General features: G+C 64.5%; 20 protein-coding genes. 13 read left to right on the top strand and 7 right to left on the bottom strand.

The genetic code is table 11. The annotated features are described in order from the left end of the window. Positions 1-126 precede the first annotated feature (126 nt). From ACN9M3_RS11210 to ACN9M3_RS11195, 4 genes are all read right to left on the bottom strand, one after another. Positions 127-3336: an efflux RND transporter permease subunit gene (locus ACN9M3_RS11210; RefSeq protein WP_426322487.1), complete on the bottom strand. Its 3210-nt coding sequence runs from the start codon at positions 3334-3336 to the stop codon at positions 127-129. 81 nt (positions 3337-3417) lie between these two features. Next, entirely contained in the window at positions 3418-6630 is a 3213-nt protein-coding gene (locus tag ACN9M3_RS11205) for an efflux RND transporter permease subunit (RefSeq protein ID WP_426170759.1), read from the bottom strand. Between the two features lie 39 nt (positions 6631-6669). After that, complete coding sequence (locus ACN9M3_RS11200) at positions 6670-7854, bottom strand: efflux RND transporter periplasmic adaptor subunit (RefSeq protein WP_426170757.1); 1185 nt, start codon at positions 7852-7854, stop codon at positions 6670-6672. A 225-nt stretch (positions 7855-8079) separates the two neighbouring features. Beyond that, positions 8080-8502 carry a divergent PAP2 family protein gene (locus ACN9M3_RS11195; RefSeq protein ID WP_426170755.1) on the bottom strand — a complete coding sequence of 141 codons (423 nt, stop codon included), beginning with the start codon at positions 8500-8502 and terminating at the stop codon, positions 8080-8082. A gap of 68 nt (positions 8503-8570) precedes the next feature. Here ACN9M3_RS11195 and ACN9M3_RS11190 point away from each other — a divergent pair, with 68 nt between their 5' ends. After that, the gene (locus ACN9M3_RS11190; protein ID WP_426170754.1) at positions 8571-9602 is read left to right on the top strand and encodes a DUF475 domain-containing protein; all 1032 of its coding nucleotides are present in this window, start codon (positions 8571-8573) and stop codon (positions 9600-9602) included. Continuing rightward, positions 9602-9964, top strand: a complete 363-nt coding sequence (locus ACN9M3_RS11185) for a hypothetical protein (RefSeq protein ID WP_426170753.1) — start codon at positions 9602-9604, stop codon at positions 9962-9964. The genes ACN9M3_RS11190 and ACN9M3_RS11185 overlap by 1 nt, the downstream gene beginning before the upstream one ends. Positions 9965-10040: 76 nt before the next feature. Here the strand turns inward: ACN9M3_RS11185 and ACN9M3_RS11180 are convergent, their stop codons facing one another. Both ACN9M3_RS11180 and ACN9M3_RS11175 read right to left on the bottom strand, forming a co-directional pair. Continuing rightward, positions 10041-12329, bottom strand: coding sequence for a hypothetical protein (locus tag ACN9M3_RS11180; RefSeq protein WP_426322483.1), 2289 nt, complete (start codon positions 12327-12329; stop codon positions 10041-10043). A gap of 187 nt (positions 12330-12516) precedes the next feature. Then, complete coding sequence (locus ACN9M3_RS11175) at positions 12517-13494, bottom strand: serine/threonine protein kinase (protein ID WP_426170750.1); 978 nt, start codon at positions 13492-13494, stop codon at positions 12517-12519. A gap of 66 nt (positions 13495-13560) precedes the next feature. Between ACN9M3_RS11175 and ACN9M3_RS11170 the strand changes: the two genes are divergently transcribed. From ACN9M3_RS11170 to ACN9M3_RS11135, 8 genes are all read left to right on the top strand, one after another. Next, the gene (locus ACN9M3_RS11170; RefSeq protein ID WP_426170748.1) at positions 13561-14250 is read left to right on the top strand and encodes a UPF0149 family protein; all 690 of its coding nucleotides are present in this window, start codon (positions 13561-13563) and stop codon (positions 14248-14250) included. Positions 14251-14264: 14 nt separating this feature from the next. After that, a complete protein-coding gene (locus tag ACN9M3_RS11165) occupies positions 14265-15086 on the top strand; it encodes a crotonase/enoyl-CoA hydratase family protein (RefSeq protein WP_426322481.1) in 822 nt (273 codons plus the stop codon). A 74-nt stretch (positions 15087-15160) separates the two neighbouring features. Beyond that, entirely contained in the window at positions 15161-15493 is a 333-nt protein-coding gene (locus tag ACN9M3_RS11160; RefSeq protein WP_426170745.1) for a hypothetical protein, read from the top strand. 68 nt (positions 15494-15561) lie between these two features. Further along, positions 15562-15900: a hypothetical protein gene (locus ACN9M3_RS11155; protein ID WP_426170743.1), complete on the top strand. Its 339-nt coding sequence runs from the start codon at positions 15562-15564 to the stop codon at positions 15898-15900. A 60-nt stretch (positions 15901-15960) separates the two neighbouring features. Further along, on the top strand, positions 15961-18069 hold the full coding sequence (locus ACN9M3_RS11150; RefSeq protein ID WP_426322478.1) for a TonB-dependent siderophore receptor: 2109 nt from the start codon (positions 15961-15963) through the stop codon (positions 18067-18069). 17 nt (positions 18070-18086) lie between these two features. Then, on the top strand, positions 18087-18812 hold the full coding sequence (locus ACN9M3_RS11145) for an ABC transporter ATP-binding protein (protein WP_426322476.1): 726 nt from the start codon (positions 18087-18089) through the stop codon (positions 18810-18812). Next, positions 18809-20242: a DUF3526 domain-containing protein gene (locus ACN9M3_RS11140; protein ID WP_426170740.1), complete on the top strand. Its 1434-nt coding sequence runs from the start codon at positions 18809-18811 to the stop codon at positions 20240-20242. Before ACN9M3_RS11145 ends, ACN9M3_RS11140 begins: the two co-directional genes overlap by 4 nt. Next, positions 20243-21604 (top strand): DUF3526 domain-containing protein, encoded by a 1362-nt coding sequence (locus tag ACN9M3_RS11135; protein ID WP_426322474.1) that lies wholly within the window; start codon positions 20243-20245, stop codon positions 21602-21604. Between the two features lie 28 nt (positions 21605-21632). Here ACN9M3_RS11135 and orn read toward each other — a convergent pair whose 3' ends face one another. After that, positions 21633-22220: an oligoribonuclease gene (gene orn / locus ACN9M3_RS11130; protein WP_426322472.1), complete on the bottom strand. Its 588-nt coding sequence runs from the start codon at positions 22218-22220 to the stop codon at positions 21633-21635. A gap of 57 nt (positions 22221-22277) precedes the next feature. Between orn and ACN9M3_RS11125 the strand changes: the two genes are divergently transcribed. Genes ACN9M3_RS11125 through rsgA form a run of 3 tightly spaced genes read left to right on the top strand, consistent with a single transcriptional unit; the run spans position 22278 to position 24783 of the window. Continuing rightward, on the top strand, positions 22278-23549 hold the full coding sequence (locus tag ACN9M3_RS11125) for a M48 family metallopeptidase (protein WP_426170734.1): 1272 nt from the start codon (positions 22278-22280) through the stop codon (positions 23547-23549). Next, positions 23546-23887, top strand: coding sequence for a 4a-hydroxytetrahydrobiopterin dehydratase (locus tag ACN9M3_RS11120; RefSeq protein ID WP_426170732.1), 342 nt, complete (start codon positions 23546-23548; stop codon positions 23885-23887). The genes ACN9M3_RS11125 and ACN9M3_RS11120 overlap by 4 nt, the downstream gene beginning before the upstream one ends. Continuing rightward, positions 23884-24783 carry a ribosome small subunit-dependent GTPase A gene (rsgA, locus tag ACN9M3_RS11115; protein WP_426170731.1) on the top strand — a complete coding sequence of 300 codons (900 nt, stop codon included), beginning with the start codon at positions 23884-23886 and terminating at the stop codon, positions 24781-24783. Before ACN9M3_RS11120 ends, rsgA begins: the two co-directional genes overlap by 4 nt. Positions 24784-24788: the final 5 nt, after the last annotated feature.

Here is a 24788-nt window from a genome sequence, read left to right as displayed (position 1 = left end):
TGTTCAACCTTGCGTCATAAGAAATGCGCGAGGGCACCGCAGTCTACACCAAAACCGTACGACGGTGCTTTTTAATTGAAAATAGTTTAAGAAAAGAGGGCCCGAAAGCCCTCTGTCATAGGGGAATCAGGCGAGCTGACTCCGTTGCTTTCTGGTTACAAACGAGAGCAGCTTCATAACGAGGCGGAAGACCAGGCGCACGATAACCAGGGCCAGGATCGCTTCTACCAGGGTCAGGATGAAGGCCAGCGCGGCGCCCCAGCGTTCATCACGGCGCTGGAACTTGGCGACCATGCGCTCCTTGGCGATCTCGATACTGTCGTAGAAGGTCGGCACGACCAGCAGGGTCAGCAGCGTCGAGGTGACGGTGCCGCCGATGATGGCCACTGCCATCGGCCGGTAGAACTCGCCGCCGTTGCCCATGCCGATCGCGACCGGCATCATGCCGGCAATCAGGGCAAACGTGGTCATCAGGATCGGGCGCAGGCGCATCTGGCCCGCTTCGATCAGGGCCTGGTGACGGTTGGCGCCCTCCTCTTCGCGCTTGCGCGCCGCGTCAAGCAGCAGGATGGCATTCTTGGCCACCAGCCCCATCAGCATGATGACGCCGATCAGGCTCATCAGGTTAAGGGTGCCGCCGGTCACGATCAAGCCCACCACCACGCCAATCAGCGACAGCGGCAAGGACAGCATCACGCCGCCCGGCGCCGTGAACGAGCCGAACTGCATCACCAGCACCAGGTACATCAGGCCGATGCCGGACAGCAGGCCGACGCCCATGGCGGAGAAAATCTCGCCCTGGTTCTTGCTGGCGCCGCCCACGCCTTGGCCGAAGCCCGGCGGAAAATTCATTTCCTTGGCAATCTTCTTGGCGTCGGCCAGCACCTCGCCTGCCGCGCGCCCTTCCACGTTGGCGGTGACGGCGATGGTGCGCATGCCATTCTTGTGGCGGATGCCGGCCGGACCCTTGCCCATCGAGACCTTGGCGATCTGGTCCAGCGGCACCATCTGGTTGGTGCCGGCCACCTTGATCGGCAGGCGCTCGATATGTTCCAGGCTCAGGCGGTCATCCGGATGCAGGCGCACAGCCACGTCGCGCGCTTCGCCGGTCGGGTCGACCCAGTCGCCCACTTCCACCCCGGCAAATGCTACCCGCAAGGAGGTGGCGGCATCGCCGGCGGCAATGCCCATCGAGTTGGCCAGGCCGCGATTGAGTTCGATCTGCAGTTCGTCCTTCGGATCCTGTTCGGACAGGCCGACATCGACCGCACCCGGCACCTGGCGCAGCTTGGCCATGAACTCGTTGGTGATCTCCATCAGCTTGCGCGAGTCCGGGCCGACAAAGTCGATCTGCACAGCCTTGCCGCCGCCACCGCCGCCAAAATCGTCGATCACGGTGTACTCGCCGCCCACCATGCCAGCCAGCTTCTGGCGCAGTTCGGAGGCGATCTCGCCGGCGCCGCGTTTGCGTTCGCTGCGCTCGCCAATATCGATCCAGATATTGCCGCTGGCCTGGTTGATGTAGACCTCGGTCGACTTCACTTCCTTGATGCCCATGGCAACAGCGGACACCTTCTCCATCTTGCCGCGCGTGTAGGCCAGGCTGGACGAGGAAGGGGTGCGCACCTCGACTTTCAGGGCACCGTGGTCTTGCTTCGGCATGAAACTGGTGCCGCCCACCGTCGCCTGCAGCGCAATGGCGGCGACAAAGCTGGCCAGTGCAATCGCGCCCATCGAGCGGCGATGGTCGAGCGCCCAGGCAATGACCTTGCCGTAGCGGGATGCCTGGCGGTCGAACCAGTGGTTGAACTTGTCCAGCACCTTGCCGAGGCCCTGCTTCGGCGCGCTGTGGTGGTCCGGCGGGTCGCCCCAGAAGGCCGACAGCATCGGGTCCAGCGTGAAGGAGATGAACAGCGACACGGCCACCGAGCAGGTCACGGTCAGCGCGAATGGGCGGAACCATTCGCCGGCCAGGCCGGGCATGAAGGCCACCGGAATGAATACCGCCATGATCGAGAAAGTGGTCGCGGCCACGGCCAGGCCGATTTCGGCCGTGCCTTCCAGCGCAGCCGTGCGGCGGTCGGAACCATTCTGCATATGGCGCACGATGTTTTCACGCACCACGATGGCGTCGTCAATCAGCACGCCGATCGCCAGCGACAAGCCAAGCAGGGTCATGAAGTTCAGCGTAAAGCCGCACAGCCAGACCGCGATGAAGGCCGCCACCACCGAGGTTGGCAGCGAGAGCGCGGTAATCAGGGTGGAGCGCCAGGAGTTGAGGAAGGCGTACACCACGAAGATGGTCAGCACGGCGCCGAACACCAGCGCGTCGATCACGTTGTCCAGCGATTCCTGGGCTTCCTTGCCGCCGTCTTCGGTGATGTCCAGCACAGTGCCGCTGTCGGCCAGTTCCTTGTTGATTTCCTCGGTCAGCTTGCGCACCTCCTTGCCCACCGACACGGCGGATGCATCACGGGCGCGAATCACATGCAGTGCCACGTTCGGCTTGCCGCTGTGCAGGCTGACGCTATTGATTTCGGCGAAGCCGTCCTCGATCTGCGCCACCTGGCCCAGGCGCACCAGCTGTTCGCCATTGCGCTTGACCACCACGTCCCTGAATTCTTCCGGGCGCTCGATGCGGCCTACCAGGCGGATCGCCTTTTCTTCCAGGGTTCCGCGCACCTTGCCCACCGGCGCATTGGTGTTCTGCATCTGCAAGGCGCTGGTGACCTCGGCCACCGAAACGTTGTACTCGCGCAGCTTCTCGGCGCGCAGCAGCACCGACAGCTCACGCCGCAGCGCGCCGTTGACGTTCACGACCGACACGCCGTCCAAAGCGCGGAAGCGGTCGGCCAGCTTGTCCTCCGCCAGGCGCGAAATGGCGGCATGCGACAGCGTTTTCGACGACAGCGCCAGCTGCATCACGGGCTGGGCCGCGGTATCGACACGCTGGATCATCGGTTCCCGCATTTCCGTCGGCAGCTTGTAGCGCACCGCGGCAATGGCATTGCGCACTTCGTCCGAGGCTTCAATCAGGTTCTTGTTGAAGCTGAAGCGGATCTGGAAGGTCGCCATGCTCTCGCCCGAATTGGAGAACAGGTCGTCCACGCCGGAAATCGACTGCAGCGACTTTTCCAGGCGGTTGACCACTTCCCGTTCCACGGTTTCCGGCGAGGCGCCCGGATAGGGGATATTGATGAACAACATCGGCAGTTCAACGTCCGGCTCGCGGTTGACGCGCAGCTTGGACAGGGCCAGCAAGCCCATGGCCATCATGGCGATGATCAGGACGATCGTCGCGACGGGGCGCCGGACACTAAAATTGGAGAGGAACATCTTGCATTTTCCTTAACTCATTGGTTCAAAAAAAGGGCCCGAAGGCCCTTCTTGGTACGCGCTTGACGCGTTTCAGGCGCTTTACGCTGCCGATGGCTGGCGGCGGCCGGTCACCAGGCCAACCAGTTTCATCACCAGTCGGAACACCAGGCGCACAAAGGTCAGCGCCAGGATCGCTTCCACGAAGGTCAGCACAAAGGCCACTGCCGTATTCCAGCGCTGCTCGCGATACTTGAACTTGGCCACCATGCGGTCGCGGGTAATCTCGATGCTGTCGTAGAAGGTCGGCACCACCAGCAGGGTCAGCAGGGTCGAAGTGATGGTGCCGCCAATAATGGCCACCGCCATCGGGCGATAGAACTCACCGCCGTCGCCCATGCCGATTGCCACAGGCATCATGCCCGCGATCAGCGCGAAGGTCGTCATCAGGATCGGGCGCAAGCGCATGCGGCCCGCATACATCAGTGCATCCTCGCGGCCATAGCCCTCTTCCTCACGCTTGCGCGCCGCGTCGAGCAGCAGGATGGCGTTCTTGGCGACCAGGCCCATCAGCATGATGACGCCGATAAAGCTCATCAGGTTCAGCGTACCGCCCGTCAGCAGCAGGCCCACCACCACGCCGATCAGCGACAGCGGCAAGGACAGCATCACCGCCCCCGGCGCCGTGAAGGAGCCGAACTGCATCACCAGCACCAGGTACATCAGGCCGATGCCGGATACCAGGGCAATGCCCATCGCGCCGAACACTTCCGCCTGGTCCTTGCCGGAGCCGCCCACGTCCATGCCGAAGCCTGGCGGGTAGTCCATCTTTTCAGCCAGCTCGCGGGCTTCCTTGATCACTTCGCCGTTCGAGCGGCCTTCCACGTTGGCCGATACCGACACCATGCGCTTGCCGTTCTTGTGGCGGATGGTGGCCGGGCCCTTGCCCATGGTGATCTTGGCGATCTGGTCGAGCGGCACCATCTGGTTGGTGCCGGTGACGGCGATCGGCAGGCGCTCGATATTGTCAGGGCTGACCCGGTCTTCCGGATGCAGGCGCACTGCCACGTCGCGGGTTTCGCCTGTGGGGTCGACCCAGTCGCCAACTTCGATGCCGGCGAAGGCCACGCGCAGCGACTGCGCCGCATCGCCGGCGGAAATGCCCATCGAGTTGGCCAGGCCGCGGTTCAGTTCAATCTGCAGCTCGTCCTTCGGATCCTGCTCGGACAGGCCGACATCGACCGCGCCCTTGACCTGGCGCAGCTTGTCCATGTACTGGTTGGTGATCTCCATCAGCTTGCGCGAATCGGGACCGACGAAGTCGATCTGCACCGGCTTGCGGGCGCCGTTGTTGATGTCTTCCAGCACCACGAACTCGCCGCCCACCAGGCCGGCCAGCTTCTGGCGCAGTTCCATGCCGATCTCGGTGGCATCGCGCTTGCGTTCCTTGCGCTTGCCGATGTCGACCCAGATACGGCCGCCCGACAGGTTGACGTAGGTGCTGGTCGCCTTCACTTCTTTAATGGTGTGGGCGATCTGCGCGGCCTTGTCCATCTTGGTCTTGGTGTAGTCCAGGCTGGACGAGGAAGGCGTACGCACGTCGATGGCGATGGTGCCGAAGTCCACTTTCGGCAGGAAACTGGAGCCGCCGATAGTGCCCTGCAGCGCCAGCGCGCCAACGAAGGTCGCCACGGCAATCACGGCCATCCAGCGGCGATGGTGCAGCGCCCAGGCGATCACCTTGCCGTAACGGTCGGCCTGGTGGTCGAACCAGTGGTTGAACTTGTCCAGTACCTTGCCGATGCCTTTCTTCGGCGCGCTGTGATGGTCAGGCGGATCGCCCCAATAGGCCGACAGCATCGGGTCCAGCGTGAAGGAGATGAACAGCGACACCGCCACCGAGCAGGTCACGGTCAGCGCGAATGGACGGAACCATTCGCCCGGCATGCCGCCCATGAAGGCCACCGGGATGAACACTGCCATGATGGAGAAGGTGGTCGCTGCCACGGCCAGGCCGATTTCGGCCGTGCCTTCCAGCGCAGCCTTGCGGCGGTCGGAACCATTCTGCATATGGCGCACGATGTTTTCACGCACCACGATGGCATCGTCGATCAGCACGCCGATTGCCAGCGACAGGCCAAGCAGGGTCATGAAGTTCAGCGTGAAGCCGCACAGCCAGACCGCGATGAAGGCCGCCACCACCGAGGTTGGCAGCGACAGCGCGGTAATCAGGGTCGAGCGCCAGGAGTTCAGGAAGGCGTAGACCACGAAGATGGTCAGCACGGCGCCGAACACCAGGGCTTCGATCACGTTGTTCAGGGAATCCTGCGCGTCTTCGCCGCCGTCGCGGGTCACTTCCAGCGAAGTGCCGTTGCCTTCTTCCTTGAATTCCTTGTTGATTTCTTCGGTCAGCTTGCGCACTGCCTTGGCCACCGACACGGTGGAGGCATCGCGCGCGCGGATCACGGCCAGGCCGACGTTCGGCTTGCCGGACCGCAGGCTGACGTTATTGATCTCGGCGAAGCCGTCTTCGATGGTCGCCACCTGGCCCAGGCGGATCAGCTGGTCGCCGTTGCGCTTGACCACCACGTCCTTGAATTCTTCCGGACGCTCGATACGGCCGACCAGGCGGATCGCCTTTTCTTCCAGGTCGCCGCGCACCTTGCCCACCGGGGCGTTGGTGTTCTGCATGCGCACCGCATTGGCCACTTCGGCCACCGAGACGTTGAACTCGCGCAGCTTGTCGGCGCGCAGCAGCACCGACAACTCGCGCCGCAGCGAGCCGTTGACGTTGACCACGGCCACGCCGTCCAGCGCGCGGTAGCGGTCGGCCAGCTTGTCTTCGGCCAGGCGCGACAGCACCGCGTGCGACTGGGTCTTGGACGACAGCGACATCTGCATGATCGGGTCGGCCGAGGTGTCGATGCGCTGGATCATCGGCTCGCGCATCTCGGTCGGCAGCTTGTAGCGCACCGAGGCGATGGCGTTGCGCACCTCGTCGGACGCTTCGATCAGGTTCTTCTGGAACGTGAAGCGCATTTCGATGGTGGCGCTGCCCTCGCGCGAGGTCGAATACAGGTCGGTCACGCCGGCGATCGACTGCAGCGATTTTTCGAGGCGGTTGACCACCTCGCGTTCGACCGTCTCCGGCGAAGCGCCAGGATACGGAATGTTGACGATCAACAGCGGAATCTCGACGTCGGGATTCTGGTTGACGCGCAGCTTGGACAGGGCCAGCAGGCCCATGGCCATCATCGCCACGATCAGAACGATCATGGCGACGGGGCGCTTGATACTGAAATTGGAAAGGAACATGACTTAGTTTCCCCGGTTTCCCTGGTTTTTTATACTTCTTTAGTTGCCCTTGACGGCATCGGCCGGCACCGAAGCGGATGCAACCGCCTTGTTCATCTGCAGGTCCACTTTCTGGCCATCGCGGAAGCCGGAGGCCGGGGTACGCATCACGATATCGCCCTTGGCCAGGCCCGATTGCACCTGCCAGTTGCCGCTGCGCGCATCGCGTGCGCCCATTTGCAGCGTGGCTTTGGACAAGGCCTTGTCCTTGATCTTCCAGACGTAGGTGGTGTCGCCTTGCTTGACCAGGGCCGATTCCGGCACCATCAGGGCCGAAGTGGTTTCCGCTTCGATGCGGCCTTCGGCGAACAGGCCGGCGACGCGCGGCAGGTTCTTGTCGGCGAAATCGACCAGCACTTCCACCTGGCGTGTGACCGGATTGGCGGCCGGGTCAACGCGCTTGACCTTGCCCAGGAAGTTCTGGCCCTGGTAGCCGTTGATGGCGAACACAACGCCCTGCCCTGCCTTGACCACGCCCACCGAGTCGGCGGAAACGCGGCCTTCAAAGCGCATCGACGCCGGGTCGACCACTTTCACCAGTTCCTTGCCGATCTGCGCGGTATCGCCGGCCGAGACCTTGCGCTCGGAGACGATGCCGTCGAACGGAGCGCGCACCAGGGTGCGGGTCAGCTGCTGGTTGGCCGCCACCAGGCGGGCCTTGGCAGCCGACAGGTCGGACTGGGCGTTATTGCGGCGCACTTCGGCGTCTTCCAGCACCTGCGAGGACACCATGCCGGAGGCTTTCAGGGTTTTCTGGCGCTGCAGGACGCGCTCGGCCTGGTCCAGCGACTGGGTCGAGGCGCGCACGGCTTCCTGGGCCGAATTCAGCGCATCGCGCAGGGAAGTATCGTCCAGGCGCACCAGCAGGTCGCCCTTCTTGACCGCTTCGCCGTTCTCCTTCAGCACCTGCATCACGACGGCGCCAACTTCGGCGCGCAGGTCGGCCTTGCGTTCAGGCTGGATGGAACCGGTGATCACCGGGCCGGACGACAGGGCATTGCTTTCCACCGTCACCAGATCTTCAGATGCAACCTGCAGCGTTGCAAGCTTCTTGTCATCGCCCTTGCCTTTCGCGTCGGCAGTCGCCGAGGCGCTGGCCTTGCCGGCTTCAGGCGCCTTGTCGGACTTGCCGCAGGCGACCAGCGCGGATGCAACGGCGAGAGCTAATAGGGTTTTACGCAACATGTGAATCTCCAGTTTGGTGGACGGCTTATTTTTGAATATGGAATGCATACTTCTGCAGCGTGCAAAAGTATCCTTTTACAGAGGGAGAGTGTCAATTCACCGCGGGCCAGACTGCGGGTTTTTAGGGCTGGACTGCAGGATTCGCGGATGAACCGCAAAAACGGTGGCTGAACTGCAAGAAAGGATTGCTACATTAGTGTAGCAATCCAGGGGTATTTGAAGGGATCAGACGCGCGGGAACAGGGCGAAGATGATGTGGCCCATGGCGATGCCGGTGGCCAGGCCGCCGGTGATCTCGATCACGGTATGGCCCATCCGTTCGCGCAGCCATTTATGGTCCGTGGCATCCTTGGCCAGGCGGTTGATCGCCGCCGCTTGGCGGCCGACGTGCTGGCGCAGGCTGTTGGCGTCAATGATCACGATGAAACACAGCGCGACTGCCACGCCGAAGGCCGGATGCCCGATGCCCTCGCGCAGGGCGATCAGGGTGGCCATGCTGGAGACCACGGCACTGTGGTTGGATGGGAAGCCGCCATTCCCGACCAGGTTGAATGCCCATTTGCGGGCTTTGATACTGTTAATCAGGAATTTGATCGGACCGACAGTAATCCAGGTCAAGACAGGCGTCAGCAGGTAAGCGAGATCCATTTATAGCGTCCTAAGGTGCAATCCCCCATTATAATCGGCGCACTAACAATTATTAATAGCAAGCAAAAATGAAGCATTTCAGGATTTCGATTATTGTCACCATCGTCTTGATGGGGCTGGCCGGCTGGTGGGGCTATAACCATGGCGGCATGTCCGCTGCGATTACCGCGCTGTGGATTACCGGCGTCCTGGGGGTGATGGAAGTCTCCCTCTCGTTTGATAATGCCGTGGTCAATGCCTCGGTCCTCAAGAACTGGAACGCGTTCTGGCAGAAACTGTTCCTGACCGTCGGTATCCTGGTGGCCGTGTTCGGCATGCGGCTGATCTTCCCGCTGGCCATCGTGGCGGCGGCGACCGGGCTGGACATGCTGTCGGTGTGGGACATGGCGCTCAAGACGCCGGAAGAATACTCGCGCCACCTGCTGGGGGTGCATGAGGAAGTGGCAGCCTTTGGTGGCGCCTTCCTGCTGCTGGTTTTCCTGAACTTCCTGTTCGACGAAGAAAAGGACGTGCACTGGATCCACTGGTTCGAGGAAAAAGTGGGCAAATACGGCACCGAAAGCCTGGCCGTGCTGCTGACCCTGGTTGCCGTGGTGCTGTGCGTACAGATGGTGCCGGAAGCCAAGCGCTATACCGTGCTGTACTCGGGCGTGATCGGTACCGCGATTTACGTGGGCGTGGGCTGGATCAGCAGCCTGCTGGAAGAAGAAGGCCATGGCGAAGTGGGCAAGGCGGTGGCCGGCGGCTCGATCGGCGGCTTCCTCTACCTGGAAGTGCTGGATGCCTCGTTCTCCTTCGACGGCGTGATCGGCGCCTTTGCCATTACCAGCGACGTCGTGATCATCATGCTGGGCCTGGCCATTGGCGCGATGTACGTACGTTCGCTGACGGTGTACCTGGTGCACAAGGGCACGCTGGACGAGTTCATTTACCTCGAGCACGGCGCGCATTACGCAATCGGCATCCTGGCGCTGATCATGTTCGCCAGCGTGAAGTATCACATTCCGGAGTGGTTCACCGGCCTGTCCGGGGTGGCGTTCATTGCCGTGTCGCTGTGGTCTTCCCTCAAATACAAGAAATTACATCCTCAGGAGTCTTAATGGGTCGTGTGCTGGTGATTGTCGGTGGCCTGCTGGCCGCCGTGGCGCTGCTGTTTGCAGCGTATGTGTGGGTGGCGTTGAGCTATTCGTATTCGGAGGGCGAGCGCGCCGGTTATTTGCAGAAGTTTTCCAAACGCGGGTGGATTTGCAAGACCTGGGAGGGGGAGATTCTTCTGACCTCGATGCCGGGGGCGATTCCGGAGAAGTTCGAATTTACCGTGCGCGATGATGCTGTCGCGTCGCAGATCGCGGCGGCCGCGGGCAAGCGGGTGGTGCTGCATTATGCGCAGCATAAGGGGTTGCCGACTTCGTGCTTCGGCGATACGCAGTATTTTGTTGAGTCGGTGAACGTTCAGCCTTAAACCGGTACAGGCACTTATGACGCGACGGCCGCTGGCCCGGTGTCTGACCCCGTGGGTCAGACACCGGTTTACCGGTTTAACGGCCGCGCCACACGGCGCCAGCAGTTTCCTTCAGCCGCCCAATCACATCGCGCGCCATGGTCTCCGAATGCTCGTCGGCCGGATGCGCCGCCTTATCTTCCATCGCACTCAGCATATTCTGCGCCGCATGCTGGCGGCGTGCCTCCTGCTCCAGTAGCTTCTTCTTCGACTCCACCATCGCCGCAGTTGTCGCCGTCACCCGGCGCTGCAATTCGGCATGCGCATGAACAGTATCGACCAGGGTCTTCTGCTCCGCCAGCTTGGCCCATTCCGCCTCATTGGCCGCCACCTCAGCCGCTTCACGCTGGCGCGCCACTTCCACCAACTGTTCCTCGGCATCCGCACGCGCCTTTGCGGCCGCGGCTGCCTTCTTCTCCAGCTCAACGCGCACTTCGATCGCCTTGGCCGCACGCACCTCGGCCGCATTGGCCGCACGCTGCTGCACCAGCTTCTGGTCGATCAGCGCCAGGGTCTCACGCTCCTTGGCCACGAACTCCAGCTCCGACTTGAGCAGCGACTCCTCCGCCGCAACGCGGGCCTGCTCGGCCTTGGTACGCTCTGCCTGCGCCTTAACCAGTTCACCTGCCAGCCGCGCCTGGGCAGCGGCCGCCTCGGCAGCAGCAGCCTTGTTGGCCGCATCAAATTCAACCTGCTCAGCCATTGCACGCACGGCCGAGGCTTCCTGCTCAGCCGCCACCTGCAAGCGGGCATCGGCAGCCGCCTTGCGCCGAGCTTCGGCAGCGCCGGCGCGTTCGGCATCGACCCGCGCCTTGGCCGCTGCGGTGGCCACTTCTTCAGCGGCGATACGGTCATTCATCGCTGCCTGCGCGGCCTGCTCGGCTTCCGCGCGGCAGCGTTCAGCTTCCGCCAGGCGGGCATTGATGGCATCCAGCGCCGCCTGCTCTGCTTCGGCGCGGGCACGCTCGGCATCGGCCAGGCGCACAGCGGCGGCGGCTTTTTCCTGGGCCAGGGCATTGGCTTGTTCTGCGGCGGCCAGTTGCGCAGCGACGGCATCGCGCTCGATCTTCTCGGCCGAAGCCTGCTCCGCTGCCACGGCGACGGAGCGCGCTGACAGTTGCTGGCGTTCGGCTGCGATGGCGGCCGCCCGCTGGTGTTCCTCGGCTTCGATGCGGGCCTGCTCGGCAGCGGCCTGCTCGGCTTGTTCGCGCAGCTTGGCCTGCTCCAGCGCTACCGCCTCCGCCTCCAGGCGGGCTCGGGTTTCGAAATCGGCTTGCTGCTCGGCCTCGACGCGGGCCATGGCGATGGCGTGCAGCTGGCGGTCGGTGTCTACGCGGCGCTCGGTGGCGGCGATGATCTGCAGGTCGGCATCACGGCGAGCCTGGGCTGCGTCGGCGGCCATGGCTTCGACGCGTTCGCGGTGCAGGGCGGCGTCGCGGATTTCCTTTTCGGTTTGCAGGCGCAGGTGCAGCGACTGGGCGGCGCTGCGGTCGGATTCGGCCTTGGCCAAGGCGATCTGTTCACGCTCCTGCTCCAGGTGTGCCAAGGCGCGGGCTTCTTCCAGCGCGCGCACTTCGGCGGCGGCGCGCTTGAAAGCGGCCTCCAGGGCCACCTGGTCGGCACGCTCGCGCTGGCGGGTTGCTTCCAGGGCCTCGGCTTCGGCCTGGGCCAGTTGTTCGGCCGTCAAGCGGGCGGCGTGGGCCTGGCGTTCGCGCTCGCGTGCAATCGTGGTCATGCGGGCGTCGGCAGAAGCCACGCCTACCACTTCATCGCGGGCGGCTTGCACGGCAGCGGCACGTTCGGCGGCTTGCAGGCGGGCTTGCTCGGCTTGCGCGGCCAGTTCTTCGGCAGCCTTGCTGGCCATTTCGGTCAGCTTGGCTTCTTCCGCCACCTGCTCGGCGGCGCGGCGGCGGCTCTCTTCTTCGGCTTTGGCACGCTGCTCGGCGGCCAGGCGCACCTGGATGTCGGCATCGACGCGGGCGCGCAGTTCGGCGGTTTCCTGCTTGACGGCTTCCAGGCGGGCCACGCTGGCGGATGCGGCGGCGCGCAGGGTTTCCAGGCGCTCCCTGTTGATCTTGATGGCTTCTTCAGCAGCTTCGGCGTTCTGCACCGCAGCAGCAGCAGCGGCTGATTCGAGGGCGGCGCGGTCTTCGGCCAGAGCGCGGGCGCGGGCCTCGGCCACAGCGCGCGATTCTGCGGCGCACTGGGCCTTCGCCTCGGCTTCGACGCGGGCGATGGCTTCGGTGATCGCCTTCAGCTCGGCTTTCTCATGCTCAGCACGGTCGCTGGCGACGGCGTCGGTATTTGGCGGCAGTTGTGCTTGCATGAGGATCTCGCTTGGCTTTTGGGGTGATGTTGCCATTATCGATGAGTCCAACAGGGGCGAAGCTCTTGAGGAAAGCGGGGATTTCCCGGCAATTCTCGTTTTAAAACCGGTAAACCCGCGACGCGGACTTGCGCCAGCCGCGTGGCAGGTGTCAGACCCACAGGGCCTGACACCGGGTTACGGTTTTTCAAACTGGCCAGAGGGGAGGCTCGTCCATCAGCGCGATTTGCTCACGCAATTCGAGGATACGATCTTGCCAGTATCGTTGTGTATTAAACCACGGAAAAGCCACCGGGAACGCAGGATCGTCCCAACGCCGCGCCAGCCAGGCCGAGTAGTGGATAAGGCGCAACGTGCGCAGGGCTTCCACCAGGTACAGCTCGCGCGGGTCGAATTCGCGCATGTCCTCGTATCCGGCCAGGATATCGCCCATCTGGCGCACCATGTCGCTCCGTTCGCCGGACAGCATCATCCACAGGTCCTGCACGGCCGGCCCCATGCGGGCATCGTCGAAATCGACGAAATGCGGCCCTGCATCGGTCCACAAAACATTGCCACCATGACAATCCCCGTGCAGGCGGATCAGCTCGGCCTGCCCTGCCCGCTCATAGCAGCGCCGCACGCCGTCCAGTGCCTGGTCGACCACCGAGCGCCAGGGTGTCACCAGTTCCGGCGGCAGGAAATCGTTGGCCAGCAGCCAGTCGCGCGGCTCTTCGCCAAAGGAGGCAATGTCCAGGGTCGGGCGCGTTGCGAACGGCCGCGCCGCCCCTGCCGCGTGAATGCGGCCGATGAAGCGGCCGGTCCACTCCAGCACCTTGGGATCGTCCATTTCCGGCGCACGGCCGCCGTGGCGCGGGAAGACGGCAAAGCGGAAACCCTCAAATTCATGCAGGGTGCGGCCATCGCGCGCCAGCGCCGGCACGGCCGGCACCTCGCGCTCCTGCAGCTCCTGCACGAAGGCGTGCTCTTCGAGGATCTGCTCGTCAGTCCAGCGCCCTGGGCGGTAAAACTTGGCCACCACCGGCGGCCCCTCCTCCATGCCTACCTGGTAGACACGGTTTTCATAGGAATTCAGCGCCAGCAGGCGGCCATCGCCATACAGGCCGATGCTGGCCAGGGCGTCGAGTACCCGGTCCGGGCTCAATTCAAGGAATGGATGCGTCATTCTCGCTATTGTAAGGGCCAGGGCGTATACTGTCGCCCTTCGACCCAATATATAGAGCACCAAGCCATGCAACTCGACCAGCCATTGACCGACAAAGAATTCGACGAACTCGACAACTTCCTGCTGGGCGACCAGAGCCCGGAGGATTCCATGACGATGGACCACCTGCATGGCTACCTGACCGCCATCGCCATCGGCCCGGAACCGATTACCCCGGCCGAATGGCTGCCGAGCATCTGGGGCGAGGACCGCAAGCACGGTCCGAAGTTCAAGAACCCGAAGCAGGAAGAGCGCATCTACAACCTGATCACCCGCTTCATGAACGAAGTGCTGGTGACCTTTGAAGTGGCGCCGAAAGAATTCGAACCGCTGTTCGTCGAGCACGAACATGAAGGCAAGGTCCTGCTGAACGCCGAGGCCTGGTGCTGGGGCTTTTGGGAAGGCATGGAACTGCGCGAGGGGTCGTGGGACGAGATCTGGGATTCCGAAGCTGCTCCGCTGATGCGCCCGATCTACCTGCTGGGCGCCGACGAGATCAAGCCGGAAGAACTGCCGGAAGTGGAAGATCCGGTGAAAGCCCACCAACTGGCGCTGGACATCGAAGCCAACCTGCCGGCCATCCACAAATGGTGGGTGCCGCGCCGCAAGACCGGCGTGACCACCGTCAAGCACGAGGAGCCGAAAGTCGGCCGCAACGACGACTGCCCGTGCGGCAGCGGCAAGAAGTACAAGAAGTGCCACGGCGCCGAGCAATAAGCACGGAGAGCCCCATGAGCATTCCAGTCCTCGAAACTGTCGCCATCAGCGTTGACGCCCACATTGCCACCGTCCGCCTGAACCGGCCGGAAAAGCTGAACGCGATGAACCTGGCCATGTGGCACGACATCCGCAGCGCCTTCCGCTACGTTGACGACACGCCCGAGATCCGCGTCGCCGTGCTGGAAGGCGAAGGCAAGGCCTTCACGGCAGGCATCGACCTGCAAATGATGATGGGCTTGGGCCAGCAGATCCAGAACGACTGCGAGGGCCGCATGCGCGAATCGCTGCGCCGCATCATCCTCGATCTGCAGGACACCCTCACCAGCCTGGAACGCTGCCGCAAGCCGGTACTGGCGGCCGTGCATGGCGCCTGCGTGGGCGGCGGCATCGACCTGGTCACCTGCGCCGACATGCGCTACTGCTCGGCGGACGCCTGGTTCTCGATCAAGGAAATCGATATCGGCATGACGGCCGACGTGGGCACGCTGCAGCGCCTGCCGCGCCTGATCGGGGAAGGCATGGCGCGCGAACTGGCCTACACGGCGCGCAAGGTGGAGGCGGCGGAAGCCAGGGAAATCCGCCTGGTCAACCGCGTGTTCGAATCGCCGGAAGCGCTGCGCGAAGGCGTGCGCGCCATTGCCGCCGATATCGCCGCCAAGGCGCCGCTGGCCGTGCGGGGCGTGAAGGAAATGATCACCTACGCGCGCGACCACTCGATTGCCGACGGCCTCAATTACAACGCCACCTGGAACGCGGCCATGCTGATGTCGGCCGACCTGCAGGAAGCCATGATGTCCGGCATGGCCAAGCGCCCGCCCGCGTTCAAGGACTGACAAGTAACAACCAGCAAAATTTGTCCACCTGGGGTCAGGAACAAAGTGGACAAAAGTTGCTATACTCGCTCGCTATGCAAACCAGGCCCGATACCCAACGTTCCGGACTGCGCCACGGCAATCGCTTGTGGCGCTGGCTGTTGGCGTTGTGCGCGATCGTGTTTGCATTGCAGTTGCTGGCGGCGTCCTCGCACAGCCACGACCTGGCCGACAAGCTGGATGACTGCGTGGCCTGCCAGATGGCCAGCCATTTCCCGGCCGACGTTCCTTCGACGCCGCCCGCCCTCCTGGCGGTCTTCCTGGCAGTCGCCTACTTCCTGGCGCGCCAGCCTTCGGCGCCAGCGGCAATTTCGCCCCAGCGCTACCTGATCCCCCAGCGGCAGGCGCCGCCCCATATCGCTTCGTGACCTGACCTCCCTGCCCGCTTGCGCGCAGGATTCCCTGTTACGTCCGCGGCATCGTGCCGCTACCCGATATGCCCATATTCCGCCGCACCCGCGTGACATCGCGGCGTGCCATCCATATTGCGCTGGCCGCCCTGCTGGCGGCCGCCTTGCTGACAGCGGTTTCCGCCGGCCTGCAGCACCGCCTCGCCCACGCCTGGAAGAAGGACGTGCGCGACGTCGCGCACGCGCATTCCTGCCTGGCTTACGATGCCGCCACGCTGGCCGAACGCCTGCCGGCCGCGCCACTCCTGCTGCCCCAGGCACAGGCGCCGGCACGCCCGCTGGCCTATGCCGAGCGGGCTTTGCCTGGCCGCCGCGCCGCACCGCCCTACCTCCCGCGCGGCCCGCCCGCCAACGCCTTGCCCTGACCAAGACCCGGCGCCGCCCAGTGCGGCGGCGCATTGATCAAGCAAGACGAGAAGATAAAAATGACGAAGAAAATCCGCCTGCGTGCCATCCCGGCTGCGCTGACACTGCTCACCCTGTCGGTTCGTGCAGAAGAACCGCAATCCGTCGAAGTCGTGGGCCGCCGCGACTCCGGCAGCTACCTGGCCAGCGACGCGCTGGGCAGCAAGACCGACTTGCCGCTGCGTGAACTGCCGCAAGCCGTGCGCATCATGCCGCGCCAGGTACTGGACGACCTGGGCGCCCTGCGCATCGACGATGCCCTCGATTACGCTGGCGGCGTGTCGCGCCAGAACAGCTTTGGCGGCCTGTGGGACAACATCGCCATCCGCGGCCTGGCCGGGGACCCGAACAACGGCATGGCCCTGTTGCTGAATGGCTTTGCCGCCAACCGCGGCGGCATCAACGCGCCGCGCGACACGGCCGCCGTCGAACGCATCGAGTTCCTGAAAGGCCCGGTGGCGGCGCTGTACGGCGCCAGCGAACCTGGCGGCACGCTGAATATCGTCAGCAAACGGCCGCTCTGGCGGCCCGCCTACGCGCTCGATGCGGTGGCCGGCAGCTTCGGCCTGCGCCGCGCGGCCCTCGACGCCACCAGCCCGCTGGGCGAAGCGCTGGCCTGGCGCCTGAATGCTGCCAGCGAAAAGCGCGACAGTTTCCGCGACAATGTCCATTCACGCCGTACCCTGCTGGCGCCGGCGCTCAGCATCAAGGCCGGACCGGGCACGCGCCTCGAGTACCGCGGCGAATTGCTGCGCCATGTGGGCACGCTGGACCGCGGCATCGCAGCGGTCAACGATGAACTGGGCGCCGTGCCGCGCGGGCGCTTCCTCGGCGAACCGGGCGACGGCGATATCCGCATCTTCAACAGCACGCAGCAGCTGATGCTCGAGCATGTACTGTCGGACGCGTGGCAACTGCGCGGCGGCTTGCTGTGGAAGCGCGGCCTGCTCGATGGCTACTCCACTGAACCTGCCGCCGCCCTCAATGCAGACCAGCGCACGCTGCGCCGCCAGCGCCGCCTGCGCGATTACGGCTCCGACGACCTGGGCGGACACATGGAACTGGCGGGCAGTCCGGCGCCGGGCCATGAACTGCTGCTCGGCGCCGAAGCTTACCGCTTTGATTACGACCTGCGCATGTTCCGCGCCAGCCCGAGCGCCGCCGCGCCGTATGCGATCGACGTGCTGGCGCCCGTCTACGGCCAGCCGCTGCCGGTGCCAGCCCTGTTTACCGACACGCTGGAGAAGCAGCGCAACGTGGCGGTGTATGCGCAGGACACGCTGCGCCTCGGCCAGCACTGGCGCGTGGTGGCCGGCTTGCGGCACGACCGGCACGAGCAGACCCTGGCCAACCGGCGCAACGGCACGGTTGCGCGCCAGGAGCCGAACGCCACTTCCCCGCGCATCGGCGCCAGCTACCTCGCCACGCCGGCGTGGACGCTGTTTGCCAACTGGGGCAGCTCCTTCCGTCCCAACACGGGCAGCGACGCCAGCGGCTCCGCCTTCGCGCCCGAGCGCGGCAAGGCCAGCGAGGCGGGCCTGAAATGGGAGCAGGCAGGCGGCCGGCTCGGCGCCACCTTGGCCCTGTTCGACATCCGCAAACGCAATGCCCTCACCACCGATCCGCAGCAACCCGCCTATTCCGTGGCGGCTGGCGAGGTGCGCAGCCGGGGACTGGACTTCGACCTGGCCGGGCAACTGGGCCGCGCCTGGCGCGCCAATGCCAGCCTGTCCCTGATCGACGCCCAGGTGGTGCGCGACAACACGCTGGAAACGGGAGGCCGTTTGCTCAACGTGCCGCGCGTGAACGGCAGCCTGATGCTGATGTACGAAGGCGCGCTGGCCAACGGCGCCCGCTTCGGCGTCGGCGGCGGCGTGACGCACACGGGCCGCCGCCTGGGCGAAGCACGCACCCAGGCCCAGGCCAGCAGCGGTGCAGCGCCGTTCGATCTGCCGGCCTATACGGTGGCGCGCCTGGTCGCGCACTGGCACATCGCCCGCGGCCTGCGGCTGTCGCTCGATATCGACAACCTGTTCGACAAGACCTACTACACCAGTTCCTACCAGCGCACCTGGGTCGCGCCCGGAACGCCGCGTGCTGTCTCGCTGGGGCTGCAGGCTTCCTACTGATTGAAAGGAGAACACAGATGACCAAGATTGCACTTGAAGCGGTGGGCCTGACGGTCCGCTATGGCACGGCCAGCGTGCTTGACTGCCTCGACTTGCAGGTACGCCAGGGCGAGATCTACGCCCTGTTGGGCGGCAACGGCGCCGGCAAATCCACCACGCTGAACGCCTTCCTCGGCTTCGCCCGCCCGGCGGAGGGTTATGCCCGCGTGTGCGGCATCGATCCCGCGTTCGATCCGCTGGCGGCGCGCGCCAGCCTGGCCTATGTACCGGAGAACGTCGCCTTGTACGAACACCTGTCGGCACGCGAGAACCTCGATTACCTGCTGCGCATGGGCGGCGCCGACGCCGCGCCCGCCATCATCGAGGCGGCGCTGGACGACGTCGGCCTGGACCCGGCGGCCTGGGACCGTCGTCTCGGCGGCTACTCCAAAGGCATGCGCCAGAAGGTTGCCATTGCATTGGCGGCGGCGCGCCTGGTGCCGGTACTGCTGCTGGACGAGCCGACGTCCGGCCTGGACCCGCATGCCACCAGCGAATTCAATGCCCTGCTGCTCAAGCTGCGCGAGCACGGCGTCACGGTGTTCATGGTGACGCACGACCTGCTAGGCGCTGCCGAAGTGGCAGACCGCATCGGCTTCCTGGACCGGGGCCGCATCGCCCATGAACTGGCCGCGCACGGGCCGCAGCGCTTCGATGTCCAGCAGTTGTTCCAGCGCTATGCCGATGCACGGAGGGCGGCATGAGGCCCGCGTTTGCCGCCACCGCTTGGCGCGTGGCATTGGAGGAATGGCGCGCCCTGCGGCGCAGCAGGGTCGCCGTTGCTGCGGCGGGCCTGCTGCTGGTGCTGACGCTGGCGGCCATCATGGTCAGCCTGGAACGCGCCCACAGTGTGGAAGCGCAGCGTGCCCGCCTGCAGCAGCAGGCCGACGAGCAGTGGAACAGCCAGCCGGACCGTCATCCGCACCGGGTGGTGCATTACGGGCACTACGTGTTCCGCCCGCTGACCGCCCTCGCCTTCTTCGACTTCGGCGTGGCGCCTTTCACCGGCAGCACGCTGTACCTGGAAGGGCACCGCCAGAACAGCGCCAACTTCAGCGACGCCGGCCAGTCTTCGCTGTTGCTGCGCTTCGGGCAATTGACGCCGGCCTTCGTGCTGCAGGTGCTGGCCCCTTTACTGCTGGTGTTCCTGGCGTTCGGCGCCCTGGCGCGCGAGCGCGAACGCGATCAACTGCGGCTGATGCTGGCGCATGGCGTCGGCGGCGGCGCGCTGGTGACGGGCAAGCTGGCGGCGCACGGCGCGTTGGCCCTCATGCTGGCGGCGCCGGCGCTGGCAGCCCTGCTGTTGATCGCTGCGGCCGATCCGCTGCTGGTGGCGCCGGCCGGCTGGCTGGCGCTGGGCTACGCCGCCTACCTGCTATCGTGGTCGGCTGCTGCGGTCTTGCTTTCCGCCCTGGCGCGGCGGGCGCGCGATGCGCTGCTCTTGCTGGTTGGCGCCTGGGCCCTGATGGCGGTGCTGCTGCCGCGCATGCTGCCCGACCTGGCTTCCAGCATGGTGCCGCGCCCTACCCGCATCGAAATGGAAGCGGCCGTCCACGCCGAACTGGCGCGCATCGGCGACAGCCATAACCCGGACGATCCCTACTTCCGCAGTTTCCGCGACAGCGTGCTGAAACGGTATGGCGTCAGCAAGGTCGAGGACCTGCCCGTCAACTACAAGGGGCTGGTGATCGAAGAAGGCGAGCGCCTGACCAGCGAGCTGTTTTTATCCAGCATGCAGCGCGACTTCGCACGCCAGGCCGCGCAAGGCAGCGTGCTGGATACGGCGGCGCTGGCGGTGCCGCTGCTGGCCCTGCGCAGCATGTCGGCGGCGCTGGCGGATACCGACCGGGCGGCGCATGAGCGCTTCCTTCTGGCCGGCGAGGACTATCGCTATCGCCTGATCCAGGCGCTGAACCGGCTGCACGCCGAAAAAGTGAAGTATCACGACGACCGCGCCCAGCGCATTTCGGCTGACTACTGGCGCGCACTGCCGCGCTACCGCCATCCCCCCTCGCCGCTGGAACGCACAGTCGCGCAGCGCGTATGGCCGGCGCTGGCCATCCTCGCCGGCTGGCTGGGGGCCGCCGCATTGCTGGCCGCCTGGGTCGCGCGCCGCCTGGAAAGGAATATCTGAATGAAGAACTGGAAATTTGAACTTCTGCTGTTGCTACGCTCGCGGCCTGCGGCTGCGGCGCTCGTGGTGCTGGCGCTCTTGTCCGCACTGTCGGTCTGGAACGGCATGCAGGCGATGGGCGCTCAGCGCGTCGCGCTGGAGCGGATCGCCGCCGTCCATGCCGCCGACCTTGCAGAACGGGCAGAACGCCAGCCTGCCGACGGCGATGCCGGGCTCACGGCCTACTACACGCCTCACCTGACCTTCGACCCGGCGTCACCGTTGGCCTTTGCCGCCATCGGGCAGCGCGACGTCCAGCCCTATGCGCTGCAGGTGCGCGCCCTTGGGCTGCAAGCGCAGCTCTATGAATCGGAAGCGATCAATCCCGAGCTGGCTGCGCCGGGACGATTCGACTTCGCCTTTGTGCTGGTCTACCTGGCGCCGCTGTTCATCATCGCCCTGATGCACGACATGGTCAGCGGCGAGCGCGAGGCCGGGCGCTTGCGCTTGCTGTCCTCCCTGCCCGGCAAGCCCGGCGCGCTGTGGCGGCGCCGCGTGCTGCTGCGCCTTGCCCTGCTTGCCGCGGCCCTGCTTGTGCCTTTGCTTGCCGGTGCGCTGCTGTCCGACGCCGCACCGGGTGAAACGGCCCTGATGGCGGGTGCTGCGCTGCTCTACCTTGTTTTCTGGTGCGGCGTGGCCGCCTGGGGCGCGACTGTGGCGCGTAACGCAGCAGCGGGCGCCGCGTTGCTGCTGGCCGCCTTCGTGCTGCTCGCATTGGTGCTGCCGACGGCAGTCAACGCCGCGCTGGAGCGGGCCATCCCGGTAGCGCAAGGCGCGGAACTGGCCCTGGCGCAGCGCCAGGCGGTGCATGCGGCATGGGACAAACCGAAGGAGGAGACGATGCAGCGCTTCTTCCGCACCCATCCTGAGTGGAAAAACACGGCGCCGCTGCCTGAAGGCTTCCATTGGAAGTGGTATTACGCCATGCACCAGGCCGGGGATGACATGGTTGCTGGGCAGGCAGCCCAGTACCGCAACGCACTGTGGTCGCGTGAAGAGTGGACGCGCAACGCGGCAATATTTCTGGCGGGAGTGAATGTGCAGGTGCTGCTGCATCGGCTGGCGGGAACCGATATGCAGGCCCGCATGGCCTACCAGGATCGCGTGGCCGCCTACCATGAGCGGGTGCGACGCCACTTCTATCCTTACGTATTTGACGAGAAGCCGTTCGGCGCGGCGGACTTTACACGGTTGCCAGTGTTTGTCCCGGCGCCGGGCGCCGGCTTTCCGCCTGCCCTGCTGGCCTGCGCGCTGGCCCTGCTGGCGGGCGCCGCGCTGGCGCTCGGGCTGCGCAGCACAGCTCGTGTCACACTTGGGGTGTGACCCCATGGTGTGACACGGGCTCGGCTGATTAGAGCTTGATGAAGTTCTCGCGGTAGTACTTGAGCTCTTCGATCGATTCGATGATGTCGGCCAGGGCGGTGTGCTTCTGGGCTTTCTTGAAGCCGGCGACCATTTCCGGTTTCCAGCGGCGGCCCAGCTCCTTCAGGGTCGACACGTCGATATTGCGGTAGTGGAAGAAGGCCTCCAGCTTGGGCATGTACTTGACCATGAAGCGGCGGTCCTGGCCGATGGTGTTGCCGCACATCGGGGATTTGCCGTTCGGGACCCATTGGCGCATGAAGGCGATGAATTCGGCTTCGGCCTGGGCTTCGGTCACGGTCGACGCTTTCACGCGGTCGATCAGGCCGGAGCGGCCGTGGGTGCCTTTGTTCCAGGCGTCCATCTTGTCCAGCGTTTCGTCCGACTGGTGGATCGCCAGCACCGGGCCTTCGGCCAGCACCTTCAGGTGCATGTCGGTGACCACCATTGCCACTTCGATAATGCGGTCGGTCTCAGGCTCCAAGCCGGTCATCTCCATGTCGACCCACACCAGGTTCATTTCATTCGGGCGCTGCGGGGTGACCGGGGTTGCTGGGGTGTCGTTCGCTTGTGACATAATTCTCTCTAAGACAATATAGGGCAGGTTAATCCGCCATTTTCTCACAGGCACAGAATGTATTCACACGCGTTTTCGTATTTGTTCATTGCATTTTTAACATCAACTCTGGTGGTGCGATTCTGGCTCGCTTCGCGCCACATCCGCCATGTGCTGCAAAACCGCGCCGCCGTGCCAGCCGATTTCGCGGAAAAAATCCCGCTCGCGGCCCACCAGAAAGCCGCCGACTACACCATCGAGCGCACCAGGCTGGGACTGCTGAACATGATGCTGTCCAGCATCATGCTGATCTGCCTTACCTTGCTGGGCGGCCTGCAATGGCTCTCGGCCACCTTGTTCAATGCCACCGGCGGCGGCATGGCTTACCAGCTTGGCCTGATCGTTGCCGTCTGCGTCATCTCAGGCCTGGTCGACCTGCCGCTCGACTACTACCGCCAGTTCAAGCTGGAGGAACGCTTCGGCTTCAACAAGATGAGCAAGCGCCTGTTCTTCATCGACCTGCTCAAGGGTGTCGGCGTCGCTGGCGTGATCGGCTTGCCGCTGGTGTGGGTCATCCTGGTGCTGATGGAAAAATCGGGCAGCCTGTGGTGGCTGTACGCCTGGTTCGTGTGGTGCGGCTTCCAGCTGCTGGTGATGGCGCTCTATCCGAACCTGATCGCTCCGCTGTTCAACAAGTTCACGCCGCTGGCCGACGAATCGCTGAAGCAGCGCATCGAGGGCTTGATGGCGCGCGTCGGCTTTGCCTCCAAGGGCCTGTTCGTGATGGACGGGTCCAAGCGCAGCGCGCATGGCAATGCTTACTTCTCCGGCTTCGGCGCGGCCAAGCGCATCGTGTTCTACGACACCCTGGTGTCCAGCCTGTCGCCTCAGGAAGTCGAGGCGGTGCTGGCGCACGAGCTGGGCCACTTCAAGCTGAAACACATCATCAAGCGCATCGTGGTGATGTTCGGCTTGTCATTGGGTTTCCTCGCACTGCTTGGCTACCTGAAAGGCCAGCTCTGGTTCTACACCGGCCTGGGCGTGAATCCGATCATCGTGCCCGGCCAGTCCAACGACGCACTGGCACTGCTGCTGTTCATGCTGGTGCTGCCGGTATTTACCTTCCTGTTTGGCCCGCTGACTTCGCTCAGCTCGCGCAAGCACGAGTTCGAGGCCGATGCTTTCGCCGCCAGGCATACCGATGCGCGCGACCTGGTGTCGGCCCTGGTCAAGATGTACGAGGACAATGCGTCAACCCTGACGCCTGACCCGCTGCATTCGGCCTTCTACGATTCGCACCCGCCCGCCAGCGTGCGGATTCGTCAACTCAACCTGGCGGCATCTCAATGACAGCGAATATCCACACCGCGGCCGATTTGCGCGCGCTGCGCTGCAGCCACCAGACGCAGGCCCTGGACGCCCCTGAGGCGCTGCGCCTGGTCCAGTTGTTGGATGGCTGGAGCATGGCCAGCGGCAAGCTGGTGAACACTTTCGGCTTCAACAACTACTACGAGACGATGGCTTTCGTGAATGCGCTGGCCTATATTTCCCACCGCGAAGATCATCACCCCGAAATGGTGGTGGGCTACAAGACCTGCCAGGTGCGCTACGACACGCACTCGGTCAACGGCTTGTCGATCAACGATTTCATTTGCGCCGCCAAGGCCGATGCACTGGGCCAGGCATGAGCAAGGGGACCAAACGCACCGGCACCATCATCGCAGCCCACGGCCGCCACTACCTGGCCGAAGCGGACGGCCAGCGCCTGCAGTGCGTCACGCGCGGCAAGAAGACCAATGTGGCGGTCGGCGACATCGTTGACCTGACCCTGACTTCGCCCGACCAGGCGGTGATCGACAAGATCCAGGAGCGCAAGACGCTGCTGTACCGCTCCGACCAGTACAAGTCCAAGCTGCTGGCCGCCAATGTCGACCAACTGTTCATCGTGGTCGCAACGGAACCAAGCTTCTCGGACGACCTGGTGTCGCGCGCCCTGGTGGCTGCGGAGGCGGCCGGCATTCACGTGCGCCTGCTGCTGAACAAGGTTGACGTGACCGACATGCTGGAACACGCGCGCAAGCGCCTGCAGGTCTATTCGGCGATGGGCTACGAAGTGATCGAAGTCTCGGCCACCGGCCAGCCCGAGCAGACTGGCGCAACGCTGGCGCCGCTGCTGCAAGGTCATTCCTCGATTCTGATCGGCCAGTCAGGCATGGGCAAGTCTTCGCTGATCAACATCCTGGTGCCGGACGCCGATATCGCCACGCGAGAAATCAGCGAGGCGCTCGACACCGGCAAGCACACCACCACCTTCACCCGCCTGTACCATGTGGGCCCGGATTCAAGCGTGATCGATTCGCCTGGCTTCCAGGAGTTCGGGCTTTACCACCTGAGCGAAGGCATGCTGGAACGGGCCTTCCGCGATTTCCAGCCCTATCTCGGCGGCTGCCGGTTCTATAACTGCCGCCACCTGAGCGAGCCGCAATGCGCGGTGCTGGAGGCCGTCAACGAAGGCAAGATCGCGAAAATGCGGCATACGCTGTACGGCCAGTTGTTGCACGAGTCCTCGCAGACGCTCTATTGACGGGA

The sequence above is a fragment of the Pseudoduganella sp. R-43 genome (assembly GCF_049913255.1).
Taxonomy (GTDB): Bacteria; Pseudomonadota; Gammaproteobacteria; order Burkholderiales; family Burkholderiaceae_D; genus Rugamonas.
Note: the sequence above shows the minus strand (reverse complement) of the source record. Positions and strands in the feature narration are given on the sequence as shown.